Origin of the sequence: Azospirillum aestuarii (assembly GCF_016632405.1) — a bacterium.
In the GTDB taxonomy this organism is placed as follows: domain Bacteria; phylum Pseudomonadota; class Alphaproteobacteria; order Azospirillales; family Azospirillaceae; genus Azospirillum; species Azospirillum aestuarii.
This window is the reverse complement of the sequence record NZ_JAEPIV010000019.1, coordinates 96,935-118,739: the sequence shown is the minus strand read 5'-3', so window position 1 is coordinate 118,739 and position 21,805 is coordinate 96,935. Positions and strand designations below refer to the sequence as shown.

General features: G+C 70.1%; 12 protein-coding genes and 1 pseudogene. 4 read left to right on the top strand and 9 right to left on the bottom strand.

From position 1 onward, the window contains the following. Positions 1–152, bottom strand: a 152-nt coding sequence (locus JJL56_RS24470; RefSeq protein WP_200486645.1) for a transposase, incomplete at its 3' end; no start/stop codon positions are given. 103 nt (positions 153–255) lie between these two features. Between JJL56_RS24470 and JJL56_RS33320 the strand changes: the two are divergent. The 4 genes and pseudogenes from JJL56_RS33320 to JJL56_RS24450 form a co-directional block, all read left to right on the top strand. Further along, positions 256–1,008, top strand: a pseudogene (locus JJL56_RS33320) (Mu transposase domain-containing protein); the annotation flags it as partial. Beyond that, positions 984–1,499: an IS110 family RNA-guided transposase gene (locus JJL56_RS24460; protein ID WP_425599144.1), complete on the top strand. Its 516-nt coding sequence runs from the start codon at positions 984–986 to the stop codon at positions 1,497–1,499. The pseudogene JJL56_RS33320 and the gene JJL56_RS24460, both read left to right, overlap by 25 nt. 500 nt (positions 1,500–1,999) lie before the next feature. Continuing rightward, positions 2,000–3,007 (top strand): ParA family protein, encoded by a 1,008-nt coding sequence (locus tag JJL56_RS24455; protein ID WP_200486643.1) that lies wholly within the window; start codon positions 2,000–2,002, stop codon positions 3,005–3,007. After that, positions 2,997–3,908, top strand: a complete 912-nt coding sequence (locus tag JJL56_RS24450) for a ParB/RepB/Spo0J family partition protein (protein ID WP_200486642.1) — start codon at positions 2,997–2,999, stop codon at positions 3,906–3,908. Before JJL56_RS24455 ends, JJL56_RS24450 begins: the two co-directional genes overlap by 11 nt. A 748-nt stretch (positions 3,909–4,656) precedes the next feature. Here the strand turns inward: JJL56_RS24450 and JJL56_RS24445 are convergent. The 8 genes from JJL56_RS24445 to JJL56_RS24410 all read right to left on the bottom strand — a co-directional run bounded on the left by JJL56_RS24445 (position 4,657) and on the right by JJL56_RS24410 (position 21,679). Beyond that, the gene (locus JJL56_RS24445) at positions 4,657–6,249 is read right to left on the bottom strand and encodes an alpha/beta hydrolase-fold protein (RefSeq protein WP_247891225.1); all 1,593 of its coding nucleotides are present in this window, start codon (positions 6,247–6,249) and stop codon (positions 4,657–4,659) included. A gap of 65 nt (positions 6,250–6,314) precedes the next feature. After that, entirely contained in the window at positions 6,315–13,487 is a 7,173-nt protein-coding gene (locus JJL56_RS24440; RefSeq protein ID WP_200486641.1) for an amino acid adenylation domain-containing protein, read from the bottom strand. Positions 13,488–13,540: 53 nt separating this feature from the next. Then, positions 13,541–13,819, bottom strand: coding sequence for an MbtH family protein (locus tag JJL56_RS24435; protein ID WP_200486640.1), 279 nt, complete (start codon positions 13,817–13,819; stop codon positions 13,541–13,543). Between the two features lie 25 nt (positions 13,820–13,844). Further along, the gene (dhbA, locus tag JJL56_RS24430) at positions 13,845–14,600 is read right to left on the bottom strand and encodes a 2,3-dihydro-2,3-dihydroxybenzoate dehydrogenase (RefSeq protein WP_200486639.1); all 756 of its coding nucleotides are present in this window, start codon (positions 14,598–14,600) and stop codon (positions 13,845–13,847) included. Further along, positions 14,597–15,472 (bottom strand): isochorismatase family protein, encoded by an 876-nt coding sequence (locus JJL56_RS24425; RefSeq protein WP_200486638.1) that lies wholly within the window; start codon positions 15,470–15,472, stop codon positions 14,597–14,599. Before JJL56_RS24425 ends, dhbA begins: the two co-directional genes overlap by 4 nt. Beyond that, positions 15,469–17,094 (bottom strand): (2,3-dihydroxybenzoyl)adenylate synthase, encoded by a 1,626-nt coding sequence (locus JJL56_RS24420; protein ID WP_200486637.1) that lies wholly within the window; start codon positions 17,092–17,094, stop codon positions 15,469–15,471. Before JJL56_RS24420 ends, JJL56_RS24425 begins: the two co-directional genes overlap by 4 nt. Beyond that, on the bottom strand, positions 17,091–18,296 hold the full coding sequence (locus JJL56_RS24415) for an isochorismate synthase (protein ID WP_200486636.1): 1,206 nt from the start codon (positions 18,294–18,296) through the stop codon (positions 17,091–17,093). Before JJL56_RS24415 ends, JJL56_RS24420 begins: the two co-directional genes overlap by 4 nt. A 230-nt stretch (positions 18,297–18,526) precedes the next feature. Continuing rightward, entirely contained in the window at positions 18,527–21,679 is a 3,153-nt protein-coding gene (locus JJL56_RS24410; RefSeq protein WP_200486635.1) for an efflux RND transporter permease subunit, read from the bottom strand. Positions 21,680–21,805: the final 126 nt, after the last annotated feature.

Sequence of the window (21,805 nt, the reverse complement as noted above, 5' to 3'; positions counted from 1 at the left end):
CCCTCGATGGCCTGCTTCTTCCAGGCGTTGATCAGCGTCTGGTGCACCCCGTGCTTCGCGACAAACTGCGAAACCGTCAGCTCGCCCCGGATCGCCTCCAGCGCCACCTTCGCCTTGAACTCCGCCGAATACCGTTTCCGCTTCCCCGTCATCGGGTCCGTCCTTCCTGATGGGCGAACCAAGCTTATCCGACTGTCCGGGAAACGGGGACCAGCTCAGTGAGCGCGGCATCTACGACCCGAAGGGCAGCGCAGCAACAACATGAAGACGGCAGTGGAGGCGGTGTTCGTCGGCAAGGATCGCCAGTTCAACCGCCGCTTCGCCTAGATGTGCTCGCATTATCTGGTCGAGCCGGTGGTCTGCACGCCGGCGGCGGGTTGGGAAAAGGGGCAGATCGAGAACCAGATCGGCACCTTGCGGCAGCACCTGTTCACGCCGCGGCCACACGTCAAGACGCTGGAGGAGCTGAACGACTGGCTGCGCGGCGAGGTCGAGGCCTGGGGGCGCGACACCGCGCATCCGGAATGCCGGGAGAGCGCCGTGTGGGAGGTGTTCCAGGCCGAGCGGCGGCGCTGATCGCGGTGACCGACCCGTTCGATGGCTTCCACGAAACCACCGTCAGCGCCTCGAAGACCTGCCTGATCCGCTTCGAGCGCAACCGCTACAGCGTGGCCACCGGCCGGCCCGGTGCAGGTGCGCGCCTACGCCGACCGCATCGTCGTGTGGTGGAACGGTCAGGTGGTGGCCGAGCACCGGCGCCGCTTCGACCGCTACGCCACCGTCTACGATCCCTGGCATTACCTGCCCATCCTCATTCGCAAACCTGGGGCACTGCGCAACGGCGCACCATTTCGGGACTGGGAGCTGCCGCCGGGGTTGAGCAAGGTGAAGGCCCGGCTGGGACGCTCCAACCAGGCGGACCGCCAGTTCGTGGCGTTCCTCAGCGCCATCCTCAGCGATGGCCTCGACGCGGTGGAAGCCGCCTGCCAGAGCGCGTTGCAGGATGGCCCCTGGCCCTGCACGGGATCGTCGAGCAACTTCGCCACCTCGGCGCCGAGATCGAACGTCTGGAGAAGCGTATCCTGGCTTGGCATCAGAGCAGCGATGTCAGCCGCCGCTTGGCGACCATTCCCGGCATCGGCCCGTTCACCGCCAGTGCGATCGCGGCGGCCGTGCCGGACGGAACCTTGTTCCGATCCGGTCGCCATTTCGCCGCGTGGCTTGGCCTGACGCCGAAGGTGCACAGCAGCGGCGGCAAGGAGCGGCAGGTCGGCATCAGCAAGCAGGGCGACGGTTACCTCCGGGGTCTGCTCGTCGTCGGCGCCACAGCGGTCATGCGGTTGGCCCGCAAAGACTACGCCAGCCGAATCTGGGCGACGAAGCTGTTAGAGCGCAAGCCGGCGAAGCTGGCCGCCGTGGCCTTGGCCAACAAAACCGCCCGCATCGCGTGGGCGGTGATGACACGAGGAAAAACCTACGAGGCGCCGGTCGCCGCGTAATCGTTGTTCACCCGGCAAAGCGAGAGATTGCTCGGCGGGTGAATGTGCCAGGGTGGTGAGACGTGATGACGAACCGGCTGGGCCGGGGATCGATCAAACCCACGGGGACCAAGCGCCTTCGAGCGTGTTGAGGTGATTTGGGCAACGATCCGCGGAATTCATCAAGGCCGGCAGCCACGGCTGCGAAAACAGGCCGGACACATGGGTTCATCCTATCGGTCGTTACTACGGATTTCACTCTTGCACCGGAAAGGCCGTCCACACATGGTCCCCGTTTCCCCGTTGTCGCCCGGCGCCATGCTGTCGGGAAAGCCAAGGTGTGGCTGTTATGGCGCACTCCATGCCTGAACGCAGCCAATCACCAATAACGTCACCGTGACGAGTTGACGATTCCGTCACGTGCCGACAAGGTGGCCCCAATAGTCCCAGAGCGGGTTGGTGCCGTGATTTCCATTTCCATCAAAGGTGAGCAACTGCGGGCGTTCCGCGAAGGCCGGACCATGGGTCAGCAAGAACTGGCGGATTGGCTCAACGGCCAGCTCAGTCGGCGTTACGACCGAAACAGGGTCAGCCGATGGGAAAATGGCAGCGAGCGGATTCCGCAGATCGTCGCCCAGTTGATATCCGTCAGTGACAAGATGAACGCAGGTCCGAAGGGCCTTCCCGGTGGCATGGCCGGCGGCGGCTCCGGCGCTCCGCGGACCGCGACAAAGGTGTCCGTCGCCAATCAGAAAGGCGGCGTCGGAAAGACGACGACCGCCGTTAACCTTGCCTTCCTGCTGGCGAAGGCGGGGATGAGGGTGCTGCTGATCGATGCCGACGCGCAGGCGAACGCGACCATGCATCTGGGCGTCGACGCCTACGCGCTCGACCGTGATGGCGCGACGCTCTACCATGTGCTGCTGAAGGACCGCCCGATCGAGAAGGCCATCGTCGCGGTCTGCGGCGGGCTGTTCGACCTGCTGCCGTCAAGCCTGACCCTGTCCCAGGCCGATGGGGAGATGGCGGGGGACCCCAACAGCAATCTGGCCCTGCGCGAGAAGCTGGGCGACATCGACGCCGCCTATGACGCCATCGTGATGGATTGTCCCCCGAACCTGGGGCAGGTCACCATCAACGCGCTGAACTGCTCCGACTATGTGCTCGTACCGGTCCAGACGGAGCCTATGGCCGCGCTCGGCGTGCCGATGCTGATCGACAACACGCTGACCAAGGTGCGCCGCCGCGTGAATCCGGGCGTGGAGGTGCTGGGCATCCTGCCGACCATGTACGCGGAGCGCCATTCGATGGACCGGCTGACCCTGGCGCAGCTGCACGAGCTGTATGGCGCCAAGACCCGCATCTTCTCCCCGGTTCCCTCATCCACCCAGTACCCGCAGGGGTCGGCGGCCGGCCGCCCGACCCTGGAGGCGATCCCTACGGCGCCCGGCGCCCAAAGTTATCAGGAGGTGGCGGACGCGCTCATCGCGCTGCGCGCCAAGCGTGAGGAGGCGGCCCATGTCCAATAAGCTTCTTGCCCAGGCGACGAAGTCGAAAATGCTGTCGAAGGCCGTGACCGGTGCGTCCGAAGCCGTGTCGAGCGATCCACGCTTCCGGGTGTCCGCGGACCACCCCGAGGTGGTGGAACTGGACCTTGAGAGGATCGACCCGAATCCGCATCAGCCGCGACGGCATTTCGATGAAACGGCGTTGCAGGCGCTTGCCGAATCCATCCATCGCGTCGGCGTCCGGCAGCCCATCGGCGTCCGCAAGGGCGACGGCGGACGCTATACGCTGGTTTGGGGGGAGCGGCGAGTCCGTGCTTCCCGGCTGGCGGGAAGGAGCACGATTTACGCGCTGCTGGTCAAGGATGGGAACGGCGCCGAACTGGCGCTGATCGAGAACCTGCAACGCGAGGATCTCGATGCCGTGGAAACCGCCGCTGGTCTCGCCGCGTTGCGGGAGCAGCACGGCTACACGCACGAGCAGCTTGGGGCCGCCAGCGGTCTTGGGAAAACCGAAGTGACGCGGACACTGGGCATCCTCGCCCTGCCCTCTCCGATCCTAGAGGAATACCCGGCGCACCGCCGGAGCGTCGGCAAATCCGCGCTGTTCGAAATGGTGGATGCCGACAATCCGGCGCTTCAGCGCCGGATGTGGGAAATGGCGAAGGGCGGCGCCACCGTCGCGACTCTCCGGTCCGCCCGCAAGGATGTCGCGGTGGGTGCGGACGCCCGCGAGGGAAACAACCCTGCTGCCGACAGGCTCTCCCGAACCTCGCCCCCCGCCGCGGGCCGCATGGTAAAAAGCGCCCAGAGGACCTTCAAGGCCATCGACGCCGTGCGCGAGCAAGGGGCATCCCTGGATGACGATCAGCGGAGCATTCTGAGGCAACTTCGCGACCGCATCGACGCCCTCCTGGCGGAGTGACGCGCGACGGTGCGACGTCGCACCAACGTCCGCTCCCGATGCGGCGTCGCAAAGGGAGCGGCTGCGCCCGTTGCGGCCGTTCGTTCCAGCGAGCCGATGGGCACCGGAACGAGGCGGGTAAGGCCGTCATCACACTCCACACGGCTGGGAGGGCTGAGGCGCCATCCGCATGGGCTGGGTGCGCCGTCGCTCCTCCGGCCGGTCGCGGCGCTGGCCGCCGATTGGCGCATCACCACCCCCCCTGCCCCACCTTGACGTCGCACCGGAACCGCCGCAGATCAGCCCGAGATGGGCGGAGTGGCTGCGTGGGCGGAAGCGCGACACACAGCGGTGCTGGCTTGGCTGGACGTACACCGGAAAAGCGCCGAGCCCCCTGCCCTTCCCGGACATGATGAGCTTTGCCAAACGCCTCGGCAGCAACCTTCCCGGCGAAACGCGCGGAGGGTTGCCGAACCATTTCCCGCCGCCGGCCGCCATCAACCTGCCCTTTGCCGCCCCCTGCCGTTGAAGCCAGCCCCGTTCGACATCCTGATCATCGACAACGTTCGTCGGTGCGACATCGCACCGACGCCGGGCCGTCCGGTATGGAGGCCTTTGGAGCGCCGCAAGCAGGCGCGCTCCTCCAGATGTTCCTGACCACCGGAAACTCCGGACCCTGTTCAGGTCGGGCAAGCGGGGACGGGGTTTTCCGCAATCGGTCATCGCGAAACGGGCAACGCTCCACAAGGGCCGCAGCGAAACCGTTGCTTCACCGCCCGAACAAGGCCAGCAAACCGTCGCCAAGGGCGCCGCGCCATGCGAAGCGGTCGTGCCCAGCGGCATAGTCGCGGTAGGTGACCTCGTAGCCTTTGGCCTCCAGCACGTCCCTCAGATGGCGGGAGCTTTCAAGGATGCCGATCTCGCCGTCGCTTCCGGTTTCAAACAGGCCCGCGCTGAGGAAAAAGCGAACCGGGCGACGATCGCGCGACGCCACCACACCGGCCATATGCTCCGGGCGGTCCGGCGGCGCCTCGGCCGGATGCCACCAGAAGGAGCCGGACATGGAGAGCGCGTTTCCGAACCGGTCTGGGTGAGTCAGCGCAGCGGACACCGCCGCCAGCCCGCCATAGCTGGACCCGGCCACAACCGTGCGGTCGGGACGGGGCCGGATGCCCATACGATCGCTCAACCAGGGAAGAATCTCGTCGGCAAGCATCGCGGCGAAAGCGGGGTTGGCCGGCAGTTCGCGTTCCCGCGCCTCGGCGGTGGGGTTGGCGATGAAGACGGCGACCGTCGGCGGCAAGCGACCATCGCCGGTCAGCCGGTCGAGCATGGTTGGAACCGGCGCGCGGCTGTCGAGGTAGTCCGGCCCGTCGAACAGCAGCAGCAGGACCGTGTCCTTCCCCGCCGGATCGACGCCGGGCGGCACATAGACCGCGACGTCGCGCGTGTTGCCGAGGATGCGGCTGGCGAACCGTTCGGCGACGAGCCGACCCGCCGGTTCGGACCAGCCGCCTTCCAAGCCTGGCTGGGGCGGGGCGCCGGCCAGTTCCACCAGGGAAACCTGATTGTAGGGGTCGGGCGCGTCCGCCGGCCAGGGACGGTGGTTCAGCGGATCGGCCTGAAGCTGCGCCAGGATCGCCATCCGGCATTCGCGGCAGGTCCCGGGGAAGTCCGGCACGTCCGGCGCGATCTGGTAGGACAGGCGGGTGGAGGCGGGGACGACGAAGCTTTTGAACCAGACATCGCTGGCGCCGAGCCGTTCGAGGGTCTCGTGGCGGGAGGTCGGACCGCCCAGCAAGCGCACGTTGTGGCGCGCGCCCCGTGCCAGAAAGGTCATCGTGACCCGGTCCGATCCCGGCGCCTCCATCAACGGCTCCACCAGCGGCGTGCCGCGTCGGGCCATATCCTGCCAGAAGGCATCGGTCCCGCCGCCGTGTTTCACCGTTTCCGTCAGAGCGGCGATGGCCGGGCTCAGATGCCCCTGGAAGACGGGATGCTGGTCCGTCACGGCGATACGGCGGGTCAGCGACAGTCGATATCTTCCGGCGCCGCGCAGCGTGACCCGCAGCGCCGCCGTACCGGGTCCGGCGACGAAACGGAAGACCTCCCGCCCCGCCGTGCCGTTCAGGAGCAATCGGACAGGGCGTCCATCCTGGTCGATCAGCCGCAACTCCGCCGTGTCGGTTCCGGAATCGAGCACGCCTTCCACATAATCGCCGTCGTCGAGGTCCAAGGAATGGACGGCGCTGCGCTCCGTGCCGGACACGGGAACATCGAGAACCAGCGGGGAGCCGTCGGGCGCCCCCGCGCAGCCGTTCAGGACCATCATCACCGTTCCCATGACCATCAGGCGCTTCAATCGCCCGTCCTTTCCGCCGATCGCCCCGCGCCCCAAGGGCAAGAGGGGACGGGATGGGCGCACCGTCACCCGCTCACCGCGGCACGGAGCGGTTCCACGTCGCCGACGGCCGCCGTGATCACCCGGTCGAGCAGGGGGCCGACGATCCGCAGGGACGCCGGGGCAATGATGTCCTCGTGCGAGCAGTGGGGCAGGCGGTGGACCGACAGGCGTCCGACACGGCCCGCCCAGCTTCCCTCGGGGTCGATCTCCGGCGGGATCGACTTTTCCGCCACGAACAGCGTCAGTTCGCCGTCGTAAACAGGGGTGCGGGCCTTGGAGAGAACCCGGACGGCGTCCTTGTAGTTGCCGAAGATGTGGCCGAACATCTCCACCTTCTCCCGTCGCAGTTCCTCGTCCATCACGTCGGCCAGGGCGTCGCCCAGGAATTGTTCCTGCTCCCGCTCCGCCGCCTGATCGGCGTCGGTGCGGCCAAGCCCGCTCCAGTCGTGGGCCTCCGCCGGATAGGTGTCGAGCAGGCCGAGGAAGGCCACCCGCTCCCCCAACCGCCGTAGCCGCACTGCCAGCCCATAGGCCACCGTGCCACCCAGCGAGTAGCCCAGCAGATGGTAGGGGCCCTGAGGCTGCACCGAGCGCAGGATGGCGAGCTGGCGGTCGCACAGTTCGTCCAGGTCGGCGCTGAGCGCCAGCGGGCCGTTGGGGCGGGGCGATTGGAGCCCGATGATGGGCCGGCCCCCGCTCACGTAACGCGACAGGACGCTGTATTGCCAGGACAGGCCGGACCCCGGATAGAGGCAGATCAGCGGCGGCCCCGACCCGTCGCGCAGGCGGATGACCGACGCGAAGCCAAGATTCTCCGGCTCGTCCCGCTCGCCCGCTTCGGCCAGCAGCGCGGCCAGCCGGGCGACCGTGGGGGCGACCATGATCTGGCTGACCGCCACCGGCTGTCCCAGGTCGCGGCGGATGCGCGCCGCCAGCCGCATCGCCAGCAGAGAATGGCCGCCGATGGCGAAGAAGTCGTCGTCGGCGCCGATGCGCTCCCGTTCCAGAAGTTCGACGAAGAGGACCGCCAGACGGCTTTCCAGCCCCGGCGCCGGTGGACGACCCGACGAGGCCGCCTCGGCACGCGCCGCGGGCAGGGCCTTGCGGTCCAGCTTGCCGTTCGGCGAGAGGGGGAGGGCGCCCAGCGTCACATAGGCGGCAGGCAGCATGTGCGGCGGCAGCGTGTTCCGCAGGGCGGCGCGGATGGCGGCCTCGTCCACCGCACAGCCTGCCGCCGGGACGAGGTGGGCGACGAGCTGGCGCTGGTCCATGCCCGGCTCGGACCGGCCTTCGCCCAGCACTGCGGCGGTCACCACCGCCTGGGCGACGCCGGGCAGGGCGGCCAGCGCGCTCTCGATCTCGCCCAGCTCGATGCGCTGGCCGCGGATCTTCACCTGATGGTCGGTGCGGCCCAGATACTCGACCGAGCCGTCCGGCAGCCAGCGGGCGAGGTCGCCCGTGCGGTACATGCACCGCCCGTGGTCGAAGGGATCGGCGACGAAGCGCGACGCGGTCAGGCCGGGCCGTCCGAGATAGCCGATGGCGAGCTGGTCGCCGCACAGATACAGCTCCCCCACCGCGCCCGGCGGGACAGGGCGCAGGGCGTGGTCGAGGATGCGGAGCTGGGTGTTCCACACCGGGCGGCCGATGGGAACGCCGCCGTCGCCCTCTATCCAGGCGCCGGACGCCGGGCAGTAGGTGACGTCCACCGCAGCCTCGGTTGGGCCGTAGAGGTTGTGCAGTTCCGCGCCGAAGCGGTCGGCGAAGGCGCGCGACAGGCCCCGCCCCAACGCCTCGCCGCTGCAGAAGACGCGGGTCAGGCTGGTGCAAATGGGCGCGTCGGGACCGTGGGTTTCGATCACGCTGGCGGTGAACAGGGCCAGCATCGACGGCACGAAATGGATCGTGGTGATGCGGTGATGCTCGATCAGCCGGACCAGCGCCGCCGGGTCGCGGTGGGCCTCGGGCGGCGCCATGACCAGCCGGGCCCCGACCAGGAAGGACCAGAAGAACTCCCACACCGACACGTCGAAGCCGCAGGGAGTCTTCTGCAGGATCGCGTCTTCCGGCCCCAGGGGATACTCGCTCTGCATCCACAGGATGCGGTTGACGATGGCGCCGTGCGACACCGCCACGCCCTTGGGCCGCCCGGTGGTGCCGCTGGTGTAGATGACGTAGGCCGGGTGATCCGGCGTCAGCGCGTCGGCAGGCACGAACGGGGCATCCACTGTGCCGCCGTCCTCATCGACCGTCAGCACCGGCACCGCATCGCCGAACAGCGGGCGCGAGGCCGCGTCGGTCATCAGGACGCGCGGGCGGGCGTCGGACAGCATGAAGGCCAGCCGCTCCGCCGGATAGCCGAGGTCGAGCGGCAGATAGGCCCCCCCCACCTCGATGACCGCCAGGATCGACAGGCTGAGGGACGCGGAGCGTGGCACGCCCACCGCCACCACGTCGCCGGGGCGCACCCCCAGGGCGCGCAGCCGCCCGGCCAGAGCGGTCACCCGCCGCCGAACCTCGCGGAAGGGCAGGCTTTCCCGCTCGTCCACCAGCGCGACGGCGTCCGGTGTGCGCGCCGCCTGCGCGACGAGGAGGTCGCGCAGCGTGGTCCGGGGCACCGCCCGCGCGGTGGCGTTCCCCGCGGCGAGGTGCCGCCGCTCCCCCTCCGTCAGGATCGGCAGGGCGGCCACGGGCGTCTCGGGCTGGCGGACCAGCGCGCCCAGCAGGCCGCGGACCCGCTCGGCCAGCGCCATCGCGTCGGGCACGGCGCCGCGATTCTCCACCAGCAGCGTCAGTTCCCGGCCCGGCAGGACCAGCAGGGCCAACGGGTAATGGCTGTAACCGCGGTTGTACACCCCGGAGACGCGGACGCCGCCGAGATCAAGGGACTCGCAGCCGCTGTCCGGGTAATTCTCCACGACCAGCAAGGTGTCGAACAGCGCGGCGCCGCCCGCCGTCGCCTGAAGCTCCGACAGGCCCAGCCCGTCATGCTCCATCAGTGCGATGTGGCGTTCCTGAATGGCGGGAAGCTGCGCCCACAGCGGTCGCGCCGGGTCCAGCGCCACCCGCACCGGCAGGGTGTTCAGGAACAGACCCACCTGCTCCCCGACGCCCGGAACGGCGGCGGAGCGTCCGGAGACCGGCGTGCCGAACAGCACGTCGTCGCGCCCCGCAAGATTGCCCAGCACAAGCCCCCACACCGCCTGCATCAGCGCGTTCAGGGTCAGCCCCTCCGCCCGCAGCCGGGAGAGAAGGGCATCGGTCAGCTCCGCCGGCAGGACCAGCTCGGCCTCGATCATCGGCGCGTCGCCACCGGACCCGGCCGGGTCGAACAGGACAGTCGGGGTGGCCCCGGCCAGCGCCTCGCCCCAGGCGTCCCGGCTCGCGGACACGTCGCGGGCCAGCAGGCCATGGACCACTGCCGGATAGCCGATGGTCAGGGGGAACAGCGCATCGGGACCCCGCGCATAGGCGGTCAGCAGGTCGCGCAGCAGCAGCGGCGTGGACCAGCCGTCCACCACCAGATGATGCACGGCGATCAGCAACCGATGACGGCCGGGCGCGGTGCGGACGAGAATGGCCTTCACCAGACCCAGGAAACGGTCGGTCGGGTTCGCGCGTTCCGCCGCCGCGGCCTCGATGCGGGCCAGTTCCGCAGCGCGGGCTTCCGGGGGCATGCCCGACAGGTCGTGTTGCTCGACGGGCCACAGTCCGGCGCCGCCGTCCAGCAGGGCCGGGATGACCAGCAGCGGATCGCCGTGGGTGTCGTGGTCGAACAGCCCGGCAAGCTGCGGGTGGCGGCGCAGCACCGCGTCGAAGGCCCGTCCCAGCCGCCCCGCGTCCAGTGGACCGTCGAGGTCGAGCGCGGTGAAGGCGTTGTAAACGCTGGCTTTTCCGCCGAGCTGGCTCTGGAACAGCATGCCCTTCTGCAAGGGAAGCAGCGGCACCGCGGCGGCGACCGGGCCATGCCGGGCCTCCAGCGCCGTCCGATCGACGGCGGGCGGCGCCGTGACGGTCCGGCTGTCGGGAATCAGCGCCTTCAATGCGAGCGCCATGCGCCGCGGGTCGCGCCCGGCGAAGACGTCGCGGGGGCGCAGTTCGAATCCATGGGCGCGCAGCGCGCTGCCCAGCGCGATGGCGCTGATGCTGTCGCCGCCCAAAGCGAAGAAATCGGCGTCGGCGCCGACCGCCGGCAGGTGCAGAACCGTCGCCATGGCGCGGCAGAGCAGCGCCTCCGCCGGGGTGGCGGGGGCAGCACCACCGCTCTCCGCCGCCGGGGCGGGCAGACGGGCGCGGTCCACCTTGCCGTTGACGGTCAACGGGAAGGCGTCCAGAACCACCAGCGCCGAGGGCACCATGTAGTCGGGCAGCCGCTCGCGCAGCCCATGCAGCAGGTCACGGGACGTCCGGCCCGCTCCGTCGGCCAGGGTGCAGTAGGCGATCAGCCGGTGGCTGCCGTTCACCGCCTCTGCCACCACCAGCGCGCCGGACACGCCGGGCAGGCGGTGCAGGGCGGCCTCGACCTCCGGGATCTCGATGCGGTAGCCGCGAACCTTGATCTGATGGTCGGCGCGCCCGATGAAGTCGATCTGCCCGTCGCCGGTCCAGCGCACCAGATCGCCGGTCCGATAGAGCCGTCCGCCGGACCCGAAGGGAGCCGTGCTGAAGGGATCGGCGACGAAGCGCTGGGCGGTCAGTCCCGGACGGCCCACATAGCCCGCCGCCAGACCGGCGCCGCCGATGTAGAGTTCCCCCACGGCGCCCACCGGAACCGGGCGCAGCCGGGTGTCCAGCACATGCACCCGCACATTGCCGACCGGACGCCCGACCACCGGCCGCTCCGCCGCCGTGACGGGCGCGCGCAGCGTGTCCACGGTGTTCTCGGTCGGGCCATAGAGGTTGACCGCCATCAGATCCGCGTGGCCACGGAGTTCCGTCCACAGGGCGGGGGAGGCCGCCTCGCCGCCGATCAGGATCAGCGTCGGGTGGTGATGGCCCGGCTCCATCAGGCCGCAGGCGAGCATCTGCGCGCAGAAGGAGGGCGGCAGGTCCATGGCGTCGATGCGCCGGCTCCGCACCTCCTGCACCAGCGCGTGGGCGTCGCGCCGCATCTCCTCGTCGAAGACGTGAAGCTCCTGCCCCAGCAGCATCCAGAAGATTTGCAGCCAGGAGGAATCGAAGGCGAAGGAATGGGTGTGCGCGGCCCTCAAGGCCCGCGCGCCGTGGCGCCGTCGGACGGCCTCCAGCGCCGGACCGTAGACCGTCGCCGCGTGGGACAGCAGCAGGTTCAGCAGCGCGCCGTGGGTGTTCATAACCCCTTTCGGGCGCCCGGTGGAGCCTGAGGTGAAGATGATGGTGGCGATGTGGCCCGGTGTCAGCGGCACCTTGCGCTCCGCCGCCGCGACGGGGTCGCCGGGCAGGGCGGCACAGGCGGCCAGCAGATCGGCGTCGTCCAGGCACAGCGCCTCCAGCCCGGTGGGCAGCCGCCCGGCCACCGAGGTCCAGGTCAGCGCGCAGCGCGGCCCGGCGTCCTCGCACATCATCGCCAGCCGCTCGGTGGGGTAGTCGAGGTCAAGCGGCAGATGGGTGGCGCCGCTCGCCAGCACCGCCAGCATGGCGACCACCGCGTCGGCGGAGCGCGGAATCGCCACCGCCACCACCTCGCCGGGACCGACGTCCCGCGCGATCAGCAGCCGCGCCAGCCGCGACACCGCGCCCGACAGCTCCGCGAAGGTGATGCGGGTGTCGCCGAACACCAGCGCCGTGGCCTCCGGCGTCTCGGCGGCTTGGCGGTCCAGCACCGCCACCAGGGTCGCCGGGCGCTCCGGCGCGGCGAAGACGGGACCGCTGGACCAGGCGGCGATGGCCGCGCCCTCGTCGGCGTCCATCACCGGCAGACTGTCCAGGGGAGCGCCGGTCACCGCGGCGTCGAGCAGCCGGGTCAGGCGCCGGGCGTGACGGGCCAGTTCATCGGCGTCGTAGCGGGTGCGATCGGCGCGCAGTTCCAGAGCGATGCCGCCGCCGCGGGTCATCAGCCCGAATTCGAAGTCGTCCACCGGACCGGTCGCCAGATGGTGGATGATCGCCTCCACGCCCGCGAAATCCAGGTCGTAATCGAACAGCCGGTAATTGACCACCGGGCCGTAGAGCGCCTTTCCCGACCCGACCTGTCCCAGGTCACGGGGGATGCGCTCCGCGTCGTAGCGCTGGTGCCGGCGCGCCTCCCGCAGCGCGGCCCGTACCCGCCCGGCAGCCTCGGCCAGTGTGCCGGCCCCGGTCAGGTCGATGCGCACCGGCAGCACATTGACCACCGGCGCCACCGCATGGACGGCGGCGGAGCCCATGCGCCGCATGAAGGGAATGCCCACCACCGGGCGGGGATCGCCGGACAGCCGGTGCAGATAGACGGCGATGCCGGCCATCGCCAGATCGGCGACCGACACGCCGGCTCCCTCCGCCAGTTGCGTCAGCGCGCGGGCCAGAGGGTCGGGCAGGGCGGCGGCGTGGGCCACCACCTCCGACATGGCCTGCTGCTCGGTCGGCTTGGCGCCCTGGACCGAGAGGGTCAGCGGCGCCGGAAAGTCCCGGCACAGCCCGCTCCAATAGGCGCGGTCGCGTGCCAAGGCGTCGGACGCAAGATAGGCCGCTTCCTCCTCCGCGACCGCGGCGACGGAGACGAAGGGGCAGGGGGCCGGCGCCCGCCCTTCGATCGCCGCGCCGTACAGATCCGCGATGCGGCGGGTCAGCGCGTTGAAGCTGTAGCCGTCCAGCATGATGTGGTGGTAGCGCTGGTACCAGATCAAGCGTGGCGCCCCATCCACCCCGGTGACGTCGAACAGGATCTGGCGGCACAGCGGACGGTCGCCGTCGGCGGGCAGGTCGCCAGCCAGATCGTCGGCCATGACGGCGCGCGCCGCCTCTTCCGGGTCGGGGACGGTGGTCAGGTCCACGCGCTCCGGCTCGGCCACCACACCGCCGCCCAGAATCTGGACGACGCGGCCGTCCCGCTCGGCGAAGCGCGCGGTCACCGTGTCGGCCTCCGCCAGCCCGTCGCGGATGGCCCGCGACAGGCGCGCGGCGTCGATGGCGCCGTTCAGCTCGACGGCGTGGGCGATGACGTAGGCGTTCTTCCGGGCCGCGACCTGATCCGCCAGCCAGATGCCCAATTGCGTGCCCAGCAGGGGGATGATGCGCATGGCCCTGTCCTTGATATGAAACGTTGAATCCCCTCTCCCCTTCGGGAAGAGGGTTAGGGTGAGGGGGTTGCGCTTTTGCCGGACGTACCGCCACGCGCACCCCCCTCACCGCCCGCTTCGCGGGCACCCTCTCCCCAGAGGGGAGAGGGCTGAGCCACGGCCTCGATGTGGTCGAGGCAGGCGGCGCGCCCGGCGGGGCCGAAGACGGCGGTCCAGCCTGCCGGCACCACGGCGAAGCACGGCCACAGGCTGAACTGGCCGGAACCGTTCGCCAGCGCCAGGAAGGCGTGGCGCTCGTCGTCGAAAGGATTCACATACTGGTCGTTGGTCATCGGGTAAGTCCCTGAAATGAAAGGATCAACGCCCGAGCGTCGCCCCACCGTCCACCAGCAGATCGGCGAGCGTGATGTGGCCGGCGGCGGGGGAGGCGAGGAAGACGACCGTCTCCGCCACGTCGCGCGGCGTGGCGAGCTTGCCGAGCGGGATGCCGAGCTTGTGCTGGCCGAGGTTGCCCTGGATGGTCTTCTCCGCGCCGTCCGGCCCGCTCCACAGCGCGCGCTGCATCCGCGTGTCGGTGGAGCCGGGGGAGACGACGTTGCAGCGCACGCCGTAGGACGCCAGTTCCAGCCCCACCGCCATGGTCAGGCTGGTCAGCGCCGCCTTCGACGCGCCGTAGGCGGCCATGCCGATCCGCGGCACATGGGCGGCGTTGGACGACACGCTGACGATGGCGCCGCCGCTCCCGCCGCTTTTGAAGGCCGGAATCACCGCCCGCATCATGTGGAAGGGACCGCCCACGTTGACGGCGAAGCTGTCGCGCCAGTCGGCGTCGGTCACCGCCTCCACCGGCCCCATACGCAGGATGCCCGCGACGTTGGCCAGCGCGTCGATCCGCGTGCCTTCGGCGAACAGCGCCTCACAGGTTCCGGCGACCGCGTCGGCGTCAGCGATGTCCAGCGTGACGGCGCGGTAGGGCCGCTCCCCGCCGTCGTGCCAGTGGCGGTCGAAGGCGACGACGATGGCGCCGCGGGCGTGGAACAGGTCGGCCACGGCCCGCCCGATCCCTTGCCCGGCGCCGGTCACCCAGACGGTCCGGCCCGCGAAGTCCGTCATGCCGCCACGCGCCCGGAAGCGGCCAGCCGGGGCTCGATCAGCGCCCACCAGCCGTTGATGCTCGGCTGCGCGGCCAGCTCGGCGAAGCCGACCTCCACCCCCGCGGCCTTCCAGCGGTCCACCACCTGCATCACCGCGATGGAGTCGAGGCCGAAATCCATCAGGTTGTCGTCGTCCCCCGGCGCTTCGTCGAGCGAGGCCAGCAGGATGCGCCGCAGCCCCTCCTTGCTCAGCACCGCCGCGGGATTGGCCAGGACGCTGTCGGAATGGATCGTCCGCCCGGCGTTGCGCGCGACGTAGCGCAGCGCCATCATATGGTCCTCGCGCGAGAAGTCGGCGATCGCGTCGGCGATCAGGAAGGGCTTGATGCCGCGCATGAAGGCGTCCAGCGCCGTCTGCATCACGCCGATGTGCGCGTAGATCCCGCAGATCAGGAGCTGGTCGCGCCCGGACTCCGCCATCATCTCGGCCAGCGGGGCGCGGTAGAAGGCGCTGTAGCGCCATTTGGTCAGCACCCGGTCGTCGGCGTCCGGAGCCAGCGGGGCGACGATGCCCGCGAGGTCCGGCTTGGCCGTCAGGCCCGGCCCCCACATGTCGTTCAGCAGGCCGCGGTCGGCATCGGACTGCACCGGCGGCTGGGCCGTGTAGACGACCGGCACGCCGAGCGCCTTCAGATGGCGCTTCAGCCGGACGATCCGGTCGATGCAACTGACGATGGCCGGGTTCGCCGCGCCGTAGAAGCCGATGAAATAGTCCTGCATGTCGTGGATCAGCAGGACCGCGCGGGCGAGGTCGACGTCCCAGGACACCTTGTCCTGCGGCAGGTCCGCCGCGGTGGGCAGGGCGTAGGGAGCGATGGATCGGATGGTCATGATGCGGTCGTTTCCATGAGGGCGTTGTCTTTGCGCGCCCGCTCGCGCAGGGTCTGCTTGTCGACCTTGCCGACGGCGGTCTTGGGCAGGTCCGGAACGAAGACGAAGCGGTCGGGCAGCTTGAAATCGGCCAGCCCCTGGCCGCGCAGGAAGCGGCGCAGCTCCGAAGGTTTCGTGCCGGGCGGGGCGATCACGAAGGCGCAGGCCCGCTCGCCCATCAGCGCGTCGGGCATGGCGACGACGGCGGCGTGGCTCACCGCGGGGTGGGCGGCCAGCAGGTCCTCGACCTCCTGCGCGTCGATCTTCTCGCCGCCGCGGTTGATCTGGTCCTTGTTGCGCCCGCAGACGACGAGGTTGCCGCCCGGCGCCAGACTGACCAGATCGCCGCTGCAGTAGAAGCCCTCGGCGTCGAAGACGCGGGCGTTGTGCGCGTCGGCCTTGTAATAGCCGCGGAAGGTGTAGGGGCCGCGGGTCCACAGCTCCCCCACCGCGCCGGGCGGGACCGGGTGCCCGGCGGCGTCGAGGATGCGGATCTCGTCGTCGGGGCTCATCGGGCGGCCCTGGGTGTTGACCACCGTCCAGGCATCGTCGTCGAGCCGCGTGTAGTTCACCAGCCCCTCCGCCATGCCGAAGACCTGCTGGAGACGGCAGCCCAGCCGCTCCGGCACCCGTTCGGCGACGGCGGGGCTGAGCTTGGCGCCGCCGACCTGGACGACCTCCAGGCTGGACAGGTCCCCGGCGCCGCCGGCGGCCTCCAGCCAGACCGACAGCATCGGCGGGACCAGCGCCGCCCAGGTGACGCGGTGACGCGCGATCAGCGGGAAGCAGGTGGCGGGGCTGGGATCACCGGCCATCACCACCGTGCCGCCGGCATGGAACACGCCGAGCGCGCCGGGCGAACTGAGCGTGAAGTTGTGCGGCGCCGGCAGGGCGCAGAGGAAGCGGCAGGACCCGTCCAGCCCGCAGATCTCGACGCTGCGGCGGACGCTGTAGAGATAGTCGTCGTGGGTGCGCGGGATCAGCTTCGGTGTGCCGGTGCTGCCGCCGGACAGCTGGAAGAAGGCCACGCCGGACGGGTCGGCGACGGGGTCCGGCCCGGCTGCGTCCTCCGCCAGCGCATCGCCGTCGGCCCAGGCGAAGCCGCCGATCCCGTCGTCGGACGGAGCGCCGAGCAGGAGCAGCCGCTCCGGCCCGACCGTCCGCGTCATCAGGGTGACCAAGGCCTGGTCCGCCGCCGGCAGGACGGCCAGCGCCGGTTCGATCTGGCGCGCGTAGGCGGTCAACTCATAGACGCCGTGGCTGTTCAGCGCGTTGACCGGCACCACCCCGCAGCGCAGCAGGGCGAAGAAGACCAGATAGAATTCCGCGCGGTTGGGCAGCCGCACCAGCGCGGTGTCGCCGGGCCGCAGGCCACGGGCGCGGAAGGCGGCCGCCAGACGGGACGACAGGCGCTGCAGGTCGGCGTAGCGGAACCGGCGCTCTCCGCAGAGGATCGCGGTGGCCTCCGCCGCAGCACCCCGGTGGCGGTCGATCACGTCGGTCAGCGGGTCGGCGGTCCAATAGCCCTTGGCGCGGTAGCGCTCCGCGAAGTCGGCGGGCCAGGGGGTGAAGGCGACACTCACGACGCCAGCTCCACCGGAAGGTCGGTGTTGGAGGGCTGGGCGGACGCGACGCCGAACAGGTTCAGCATGGTGGTCAGCTTGGCCGCCGTCTCCTCCCACTCCGCCGCCGGGTCGGAGTCCGCGACGACGCCGGCCCCGGCGTAGAGGCGCAGATGGCGGCCCTGGACCAGCCCGCAGCGGATGGACAGCGCCCATTCGCCGTTGCCCCGGCTGTCCATCCAGCCGACCATGCCGCCGTACCAGTTGCGGGCGTAGCTCTCCAGCCGGTCGATGGCGGCGCGGGCGAGGTCGGTCGGCGTGCCGCAGATCGCCGGCGTCGGATGCAGCGCGTGGGCGAGTTGCAGTGACGACACCGCGGGATCGATCAGCTCACCGGTCAGTTCGGTCGACAGATGCAGCATGGTCGGGGTGCGGATCACGCTGGGGGCGTCCGGCACGGACAACGGGCTGCAATGGCCGGCGAGCGCCGCGCGCACCGCATCGACGACGTAGCGGTGCTCCGTCCGGTCCTTCGTGGACGCGAGCAGGGCGGCGGTGCGCTGGCGCTCCACCTCGGCGGACGGGCTGCGCGGGGCGGACCCGGCCAACGGGTTACTGACCACGGTCCGCCCGGTCTTGCGGATCAGCAGCTCCGGGCTCGCCCCCACCAGGGTCTGTCCATAGGCGACCGGGGCCGCGAAGACGTAGGCTCCGGGATTCTGCCGCAGCAGGGCGCGCAGCAGGCGGCCCGGCGCGAAGGCCTCGCGCGCTTCCACGTCGAGCGGGCGCGACAGCACGACCTTTTTCAAAGCGGTGTCGCGGAACAGGTCGATGGCCTGGGCCACCGCCGCTTCGAAGGCGTTGCGCCCCACCGTCTCCTCAATGGCGTTCAGCGCGACGGAGTCGGGTTCGGCGGCCATGCGGCCGGCGTCCTCGTAATCGCAACGCTCGGGGATGAACAGGCGGGCGTGCTGGCGTCCGTCGAAGGGGACGGCGCCGACCAGGATGGGATTCTCGACACCCTGGGCCTTGCGGCGGCGGAAGGCGCGGTCAAGCGCCTCCTCCCACCGGCCGTCAGCGAAGCTGCGGTCGTCGAGGGCGACGTCCAGCCGCTCATCCACGCCGTAGGCTTTCAGGACACGGCCGCGTGAGGCGAAGGCGAAATCCGGGTCGGAACGGCCGCCGAGCGGCCGCTCCCCGGCGGGCAGGGGTAGAACGTCCATGGAAACACGAGCCTCCACTGTCCATCCGCCAGCGCGGACGACGTTGACATGTTCGGAAAATGCGCGCCGTTGACGGTCCGGACGGGCGCGGGAATCGCCATCGGCATTCTGCCGGGACCGCGGATCGCGTTCGCAAATATGCGAATGATTCTCATTCGCAATATAGAGTTACGCCCGAAGGACTGCAAGTATTTTTTGCATCATGGAATATGTTTTTCTCGCTTTCGGACTCAGTCGCCCGCTTCCCCCATCCTGCGGTCGTACGCCGAAGCGCCCAGCCGGTCGGACAGGCGGAAGACCAGCGACAGCACCACGGGCAGGACCGTCACCGTCACCAGGCTGGAAATCAACAGTCCGCACAGCACGACCAACCCCAGCCCGCGGTACAACTCCGTCCCGGCGCTGGACACCGCGACCATCGGAATCAGGCCGGCGACGGTCGTCACCGTGGTGATCAGGATGGGGCGAAGCCGGCTCTGCAAGGCGTCGGCGATGGCCTCCGCTCCGGACATGCCGTGCGTCCGGCGGTTCACGGCGGCCTGCTCCACGATCAGGATGGGGTTGTTCACCACCGTCCCGACCAGCACCAGGAAGCCCATCATGGTCAGCACGTCGAAGGGCTGGGGCGGGCCGAAGCCTCCGGACAGGCCGGCGACGAGGTTGTAGAGCCACAGCCCGACCAGCCCGCCGCCGATCCCCGTGGGCACCACCGCCATGATGATCAGCGGATAGCCCCAGTGCGAGAAGACGGCGACCAGAACCAGATAGGTGATGGCGAGCGCCAGCAGGAACCCGCCGGTCAGGGCGGAGCGCAGCTCGTCCAGCGACCCGCCGGCCCCGGTGATGCGGGTGTTCATCCCGTCGGGAATCACGCCCTCGGCGCGCAGCCGGTCCACCAGGTCGCTCCGCACCGCGGCGATGCCGGATTCCAGCGCCACCGAGCGCGGCGGGATGATGGTCAGGGTGACCGTCCGGAACCCGTCGATCCGCGCGATGCTGGAGGAGCCCACGGTTTCCCGCAGCTCGGCGAGGCTGGACAGCGGCACCGGGGCGCCGCGGCCGGTGTGGAGCACCAGATCGGCGAAGCTCTGGCGGTCGCGGCCCAGGCCCCCGGCCACCCGCAGATAGATGTCCAGCGTCTCGTCGTTCAGCAGATACTCGTCGGCGAAGGCGCCGTCCGAATAGGCGCGCAGCGTGTAGCCCAGTTCGGCCAGCCCGATGCCCATCTCGCCCGCGCGCTCCCAGTTCGGGTGCAGCTCCAGGAAGGGCTGCGACATGGCCAGAGTGGGCGGGGAGGGATCGCTGTTGACCTGCCCGTCGGGGAACAGGTCGCCCGCGCGGTCGAGCACCGCCAGAGCCGTGGCGTAGAGCCTGGTCAGGTCGCCGCCGCTCAGCTCCAGCCGGATGGCGCGGGCGCCGCCGCTGTTGCCGGAGAAGATCGACCCGCGCGCGGCGAAGCCGCGCATGCCGGGGATCGCCCGCATCCGCTTGGTGACGTTGGCGATCAGCGCGTCGGTGTCGGCGGGGTTCAGCGGCTCCGTCACGAAGCGGATGAAGCCGGGCCGGATGAAGCTCAGATTGACGCGCAGCGGCGGAATGCCGGTCTCGGCGTCGGTGTCCGCGGCACCCACCTGACGGCTCAGCAGCGGGTCGATCCGCCGCCAGACCTCCTGCATCGACTCCATGCTGTAGCCGGGCGGGGCGGCCATGAAGCTGAAGACGGTCGCCTCCTCGCCCTCCGGCAGATATTCGGCGGGCGGCGCCATGTGCAGCATAACGGCCAGCACGGCCGCGGCGGAGACGGCGAGGATCGTCAGCTCCCGCCGAGCGCTGCGCAGCATCCAGCGCACCGCGACGCCCAGCGCGCCTTCCTTTTCCGGGCCTTTCGCCGCCGGGGGCGCCACCGACCAGCGTCCGGCGACGACGGGGACCAGGACGAGGGCCGCGACCATCGACATGACGACGGCGCCGGTGATGGCGATGGCGATGTCGGAATAGAGCTGCCCGGCCTCCGCCGTGATGAACAGCACCGGCAGGAAGACCAGGACGGTGGTGAGGGTGGAGGAGAGGATCGCCGGCCACACCTCGGCGATGCCATCCTCGGTCGCGGCGGCCTTCGACTTGCCCATCCGCAGGTGGCGGGCGATGGCGTCCAGCGCGACCACGCTGTTGTCCAGCGTCATGCCGATGGCGAAGGCGACGCCGGACAGCGAGATCACGTTGATGCTGCGCCCGGCCGCCGCCAGGACCAGCAGGGTCGCCAGCGTGCAGACCGGCATGCTCGCCGCCGCCGCCGCGGTCGCCGGGATGGAGCGCAGAAACAGCAGAAGCACCACCGCGGCCAGAACGCTGCCGGCGATCAGGTTGCTCAACACGTTGTCGATGGACCGTTCCATGTAGCGCACGTCCTCCGACAGGAGCCGCATGGTCAGCCCGCGCTCCTTCAGGGCGTGGCGGTTCAACTCCTCCACCGCCCCGGTCACCGCCTCCTTGACGGCGATGACGTTGGCGCCGGCCCGCTTGCCGATGGTGACGAGCAGGGTGGGGCGCCCGTCGGCGAAGGCGACGCTGCGCGCCTCCTGGGTCGCCATGGTCACCGATCCGACGTCGCGCAGGCGGATGGCCGTGCCATTCTCCCGCGCGACGATCAGGTCGGCCAGATCCTCCAGGTCGGCGAAGCGCCCGATGGTGCGCAGGAAGTAGCGGCGCTTGCCGAAATCGCGGTCGCCGCCGGAGACGTCGCGGTTGCGCGCCCGCACGGCGTCGCGCACCGTCCCCACATTCAGGTTGCGGGCGGACAGCTTCAGCGGGTCGAGCAGGATGTGGATCTCCTGCGCGGCCCCGCCGATCACCTCGGCCTTGGCCACGCCGGCCACCCGCTCCAGCCGGGGGCGCAGGACGTTCTCGATCCAATTGGTCTCGCGCTGGATGGACACCGGGTCGGTGGCGCCGTCCAGCCGCTCGACGCCGAAGAACAGGAAGGGCTCCGCCGTCGCGGACTCGGCGACGATGCGCGGGCGGTCCACCGTCTCCGGGTAATCGGTGACCTGCGACAGCGCGTTGTCAATGTGGATCAGCGCCTCGTCGATGGAGATGCCGGAGGGGAATTCCAGCTCCACCTGACCGCCGCCGAACTCGGCGCTGGAGGACAGGCGGACGAGGCCGGGGATGGCGCGCAGGTACTTCTCCTGCTCGATCAGGATCTCCTGCTCGATGTCCTGCGGGGTGGCGCCGGGCCAGTTGGTTTCCACCATGATCCGGCGCGGGCTGATGTCGGGGATCATCTGCACCGGAATGCGGAGGACCGACACCGCGCCCAGCAGGCACAGGATCAGGACCGACACCAAGGCGGCCAACGGGTTGCGCAGGATCAGGCGGGTCATCGCGACTCCGGATAGGAAACGTGTAGTTTTTTTCCCCTCTCCCCTCTGGGGAGAGGGTTAGGGTGAGGGGGTTGCGCTTGTGCCGGACGTACCGCCACGCGCAACCCCCTCACCGCCCGCTTCGCG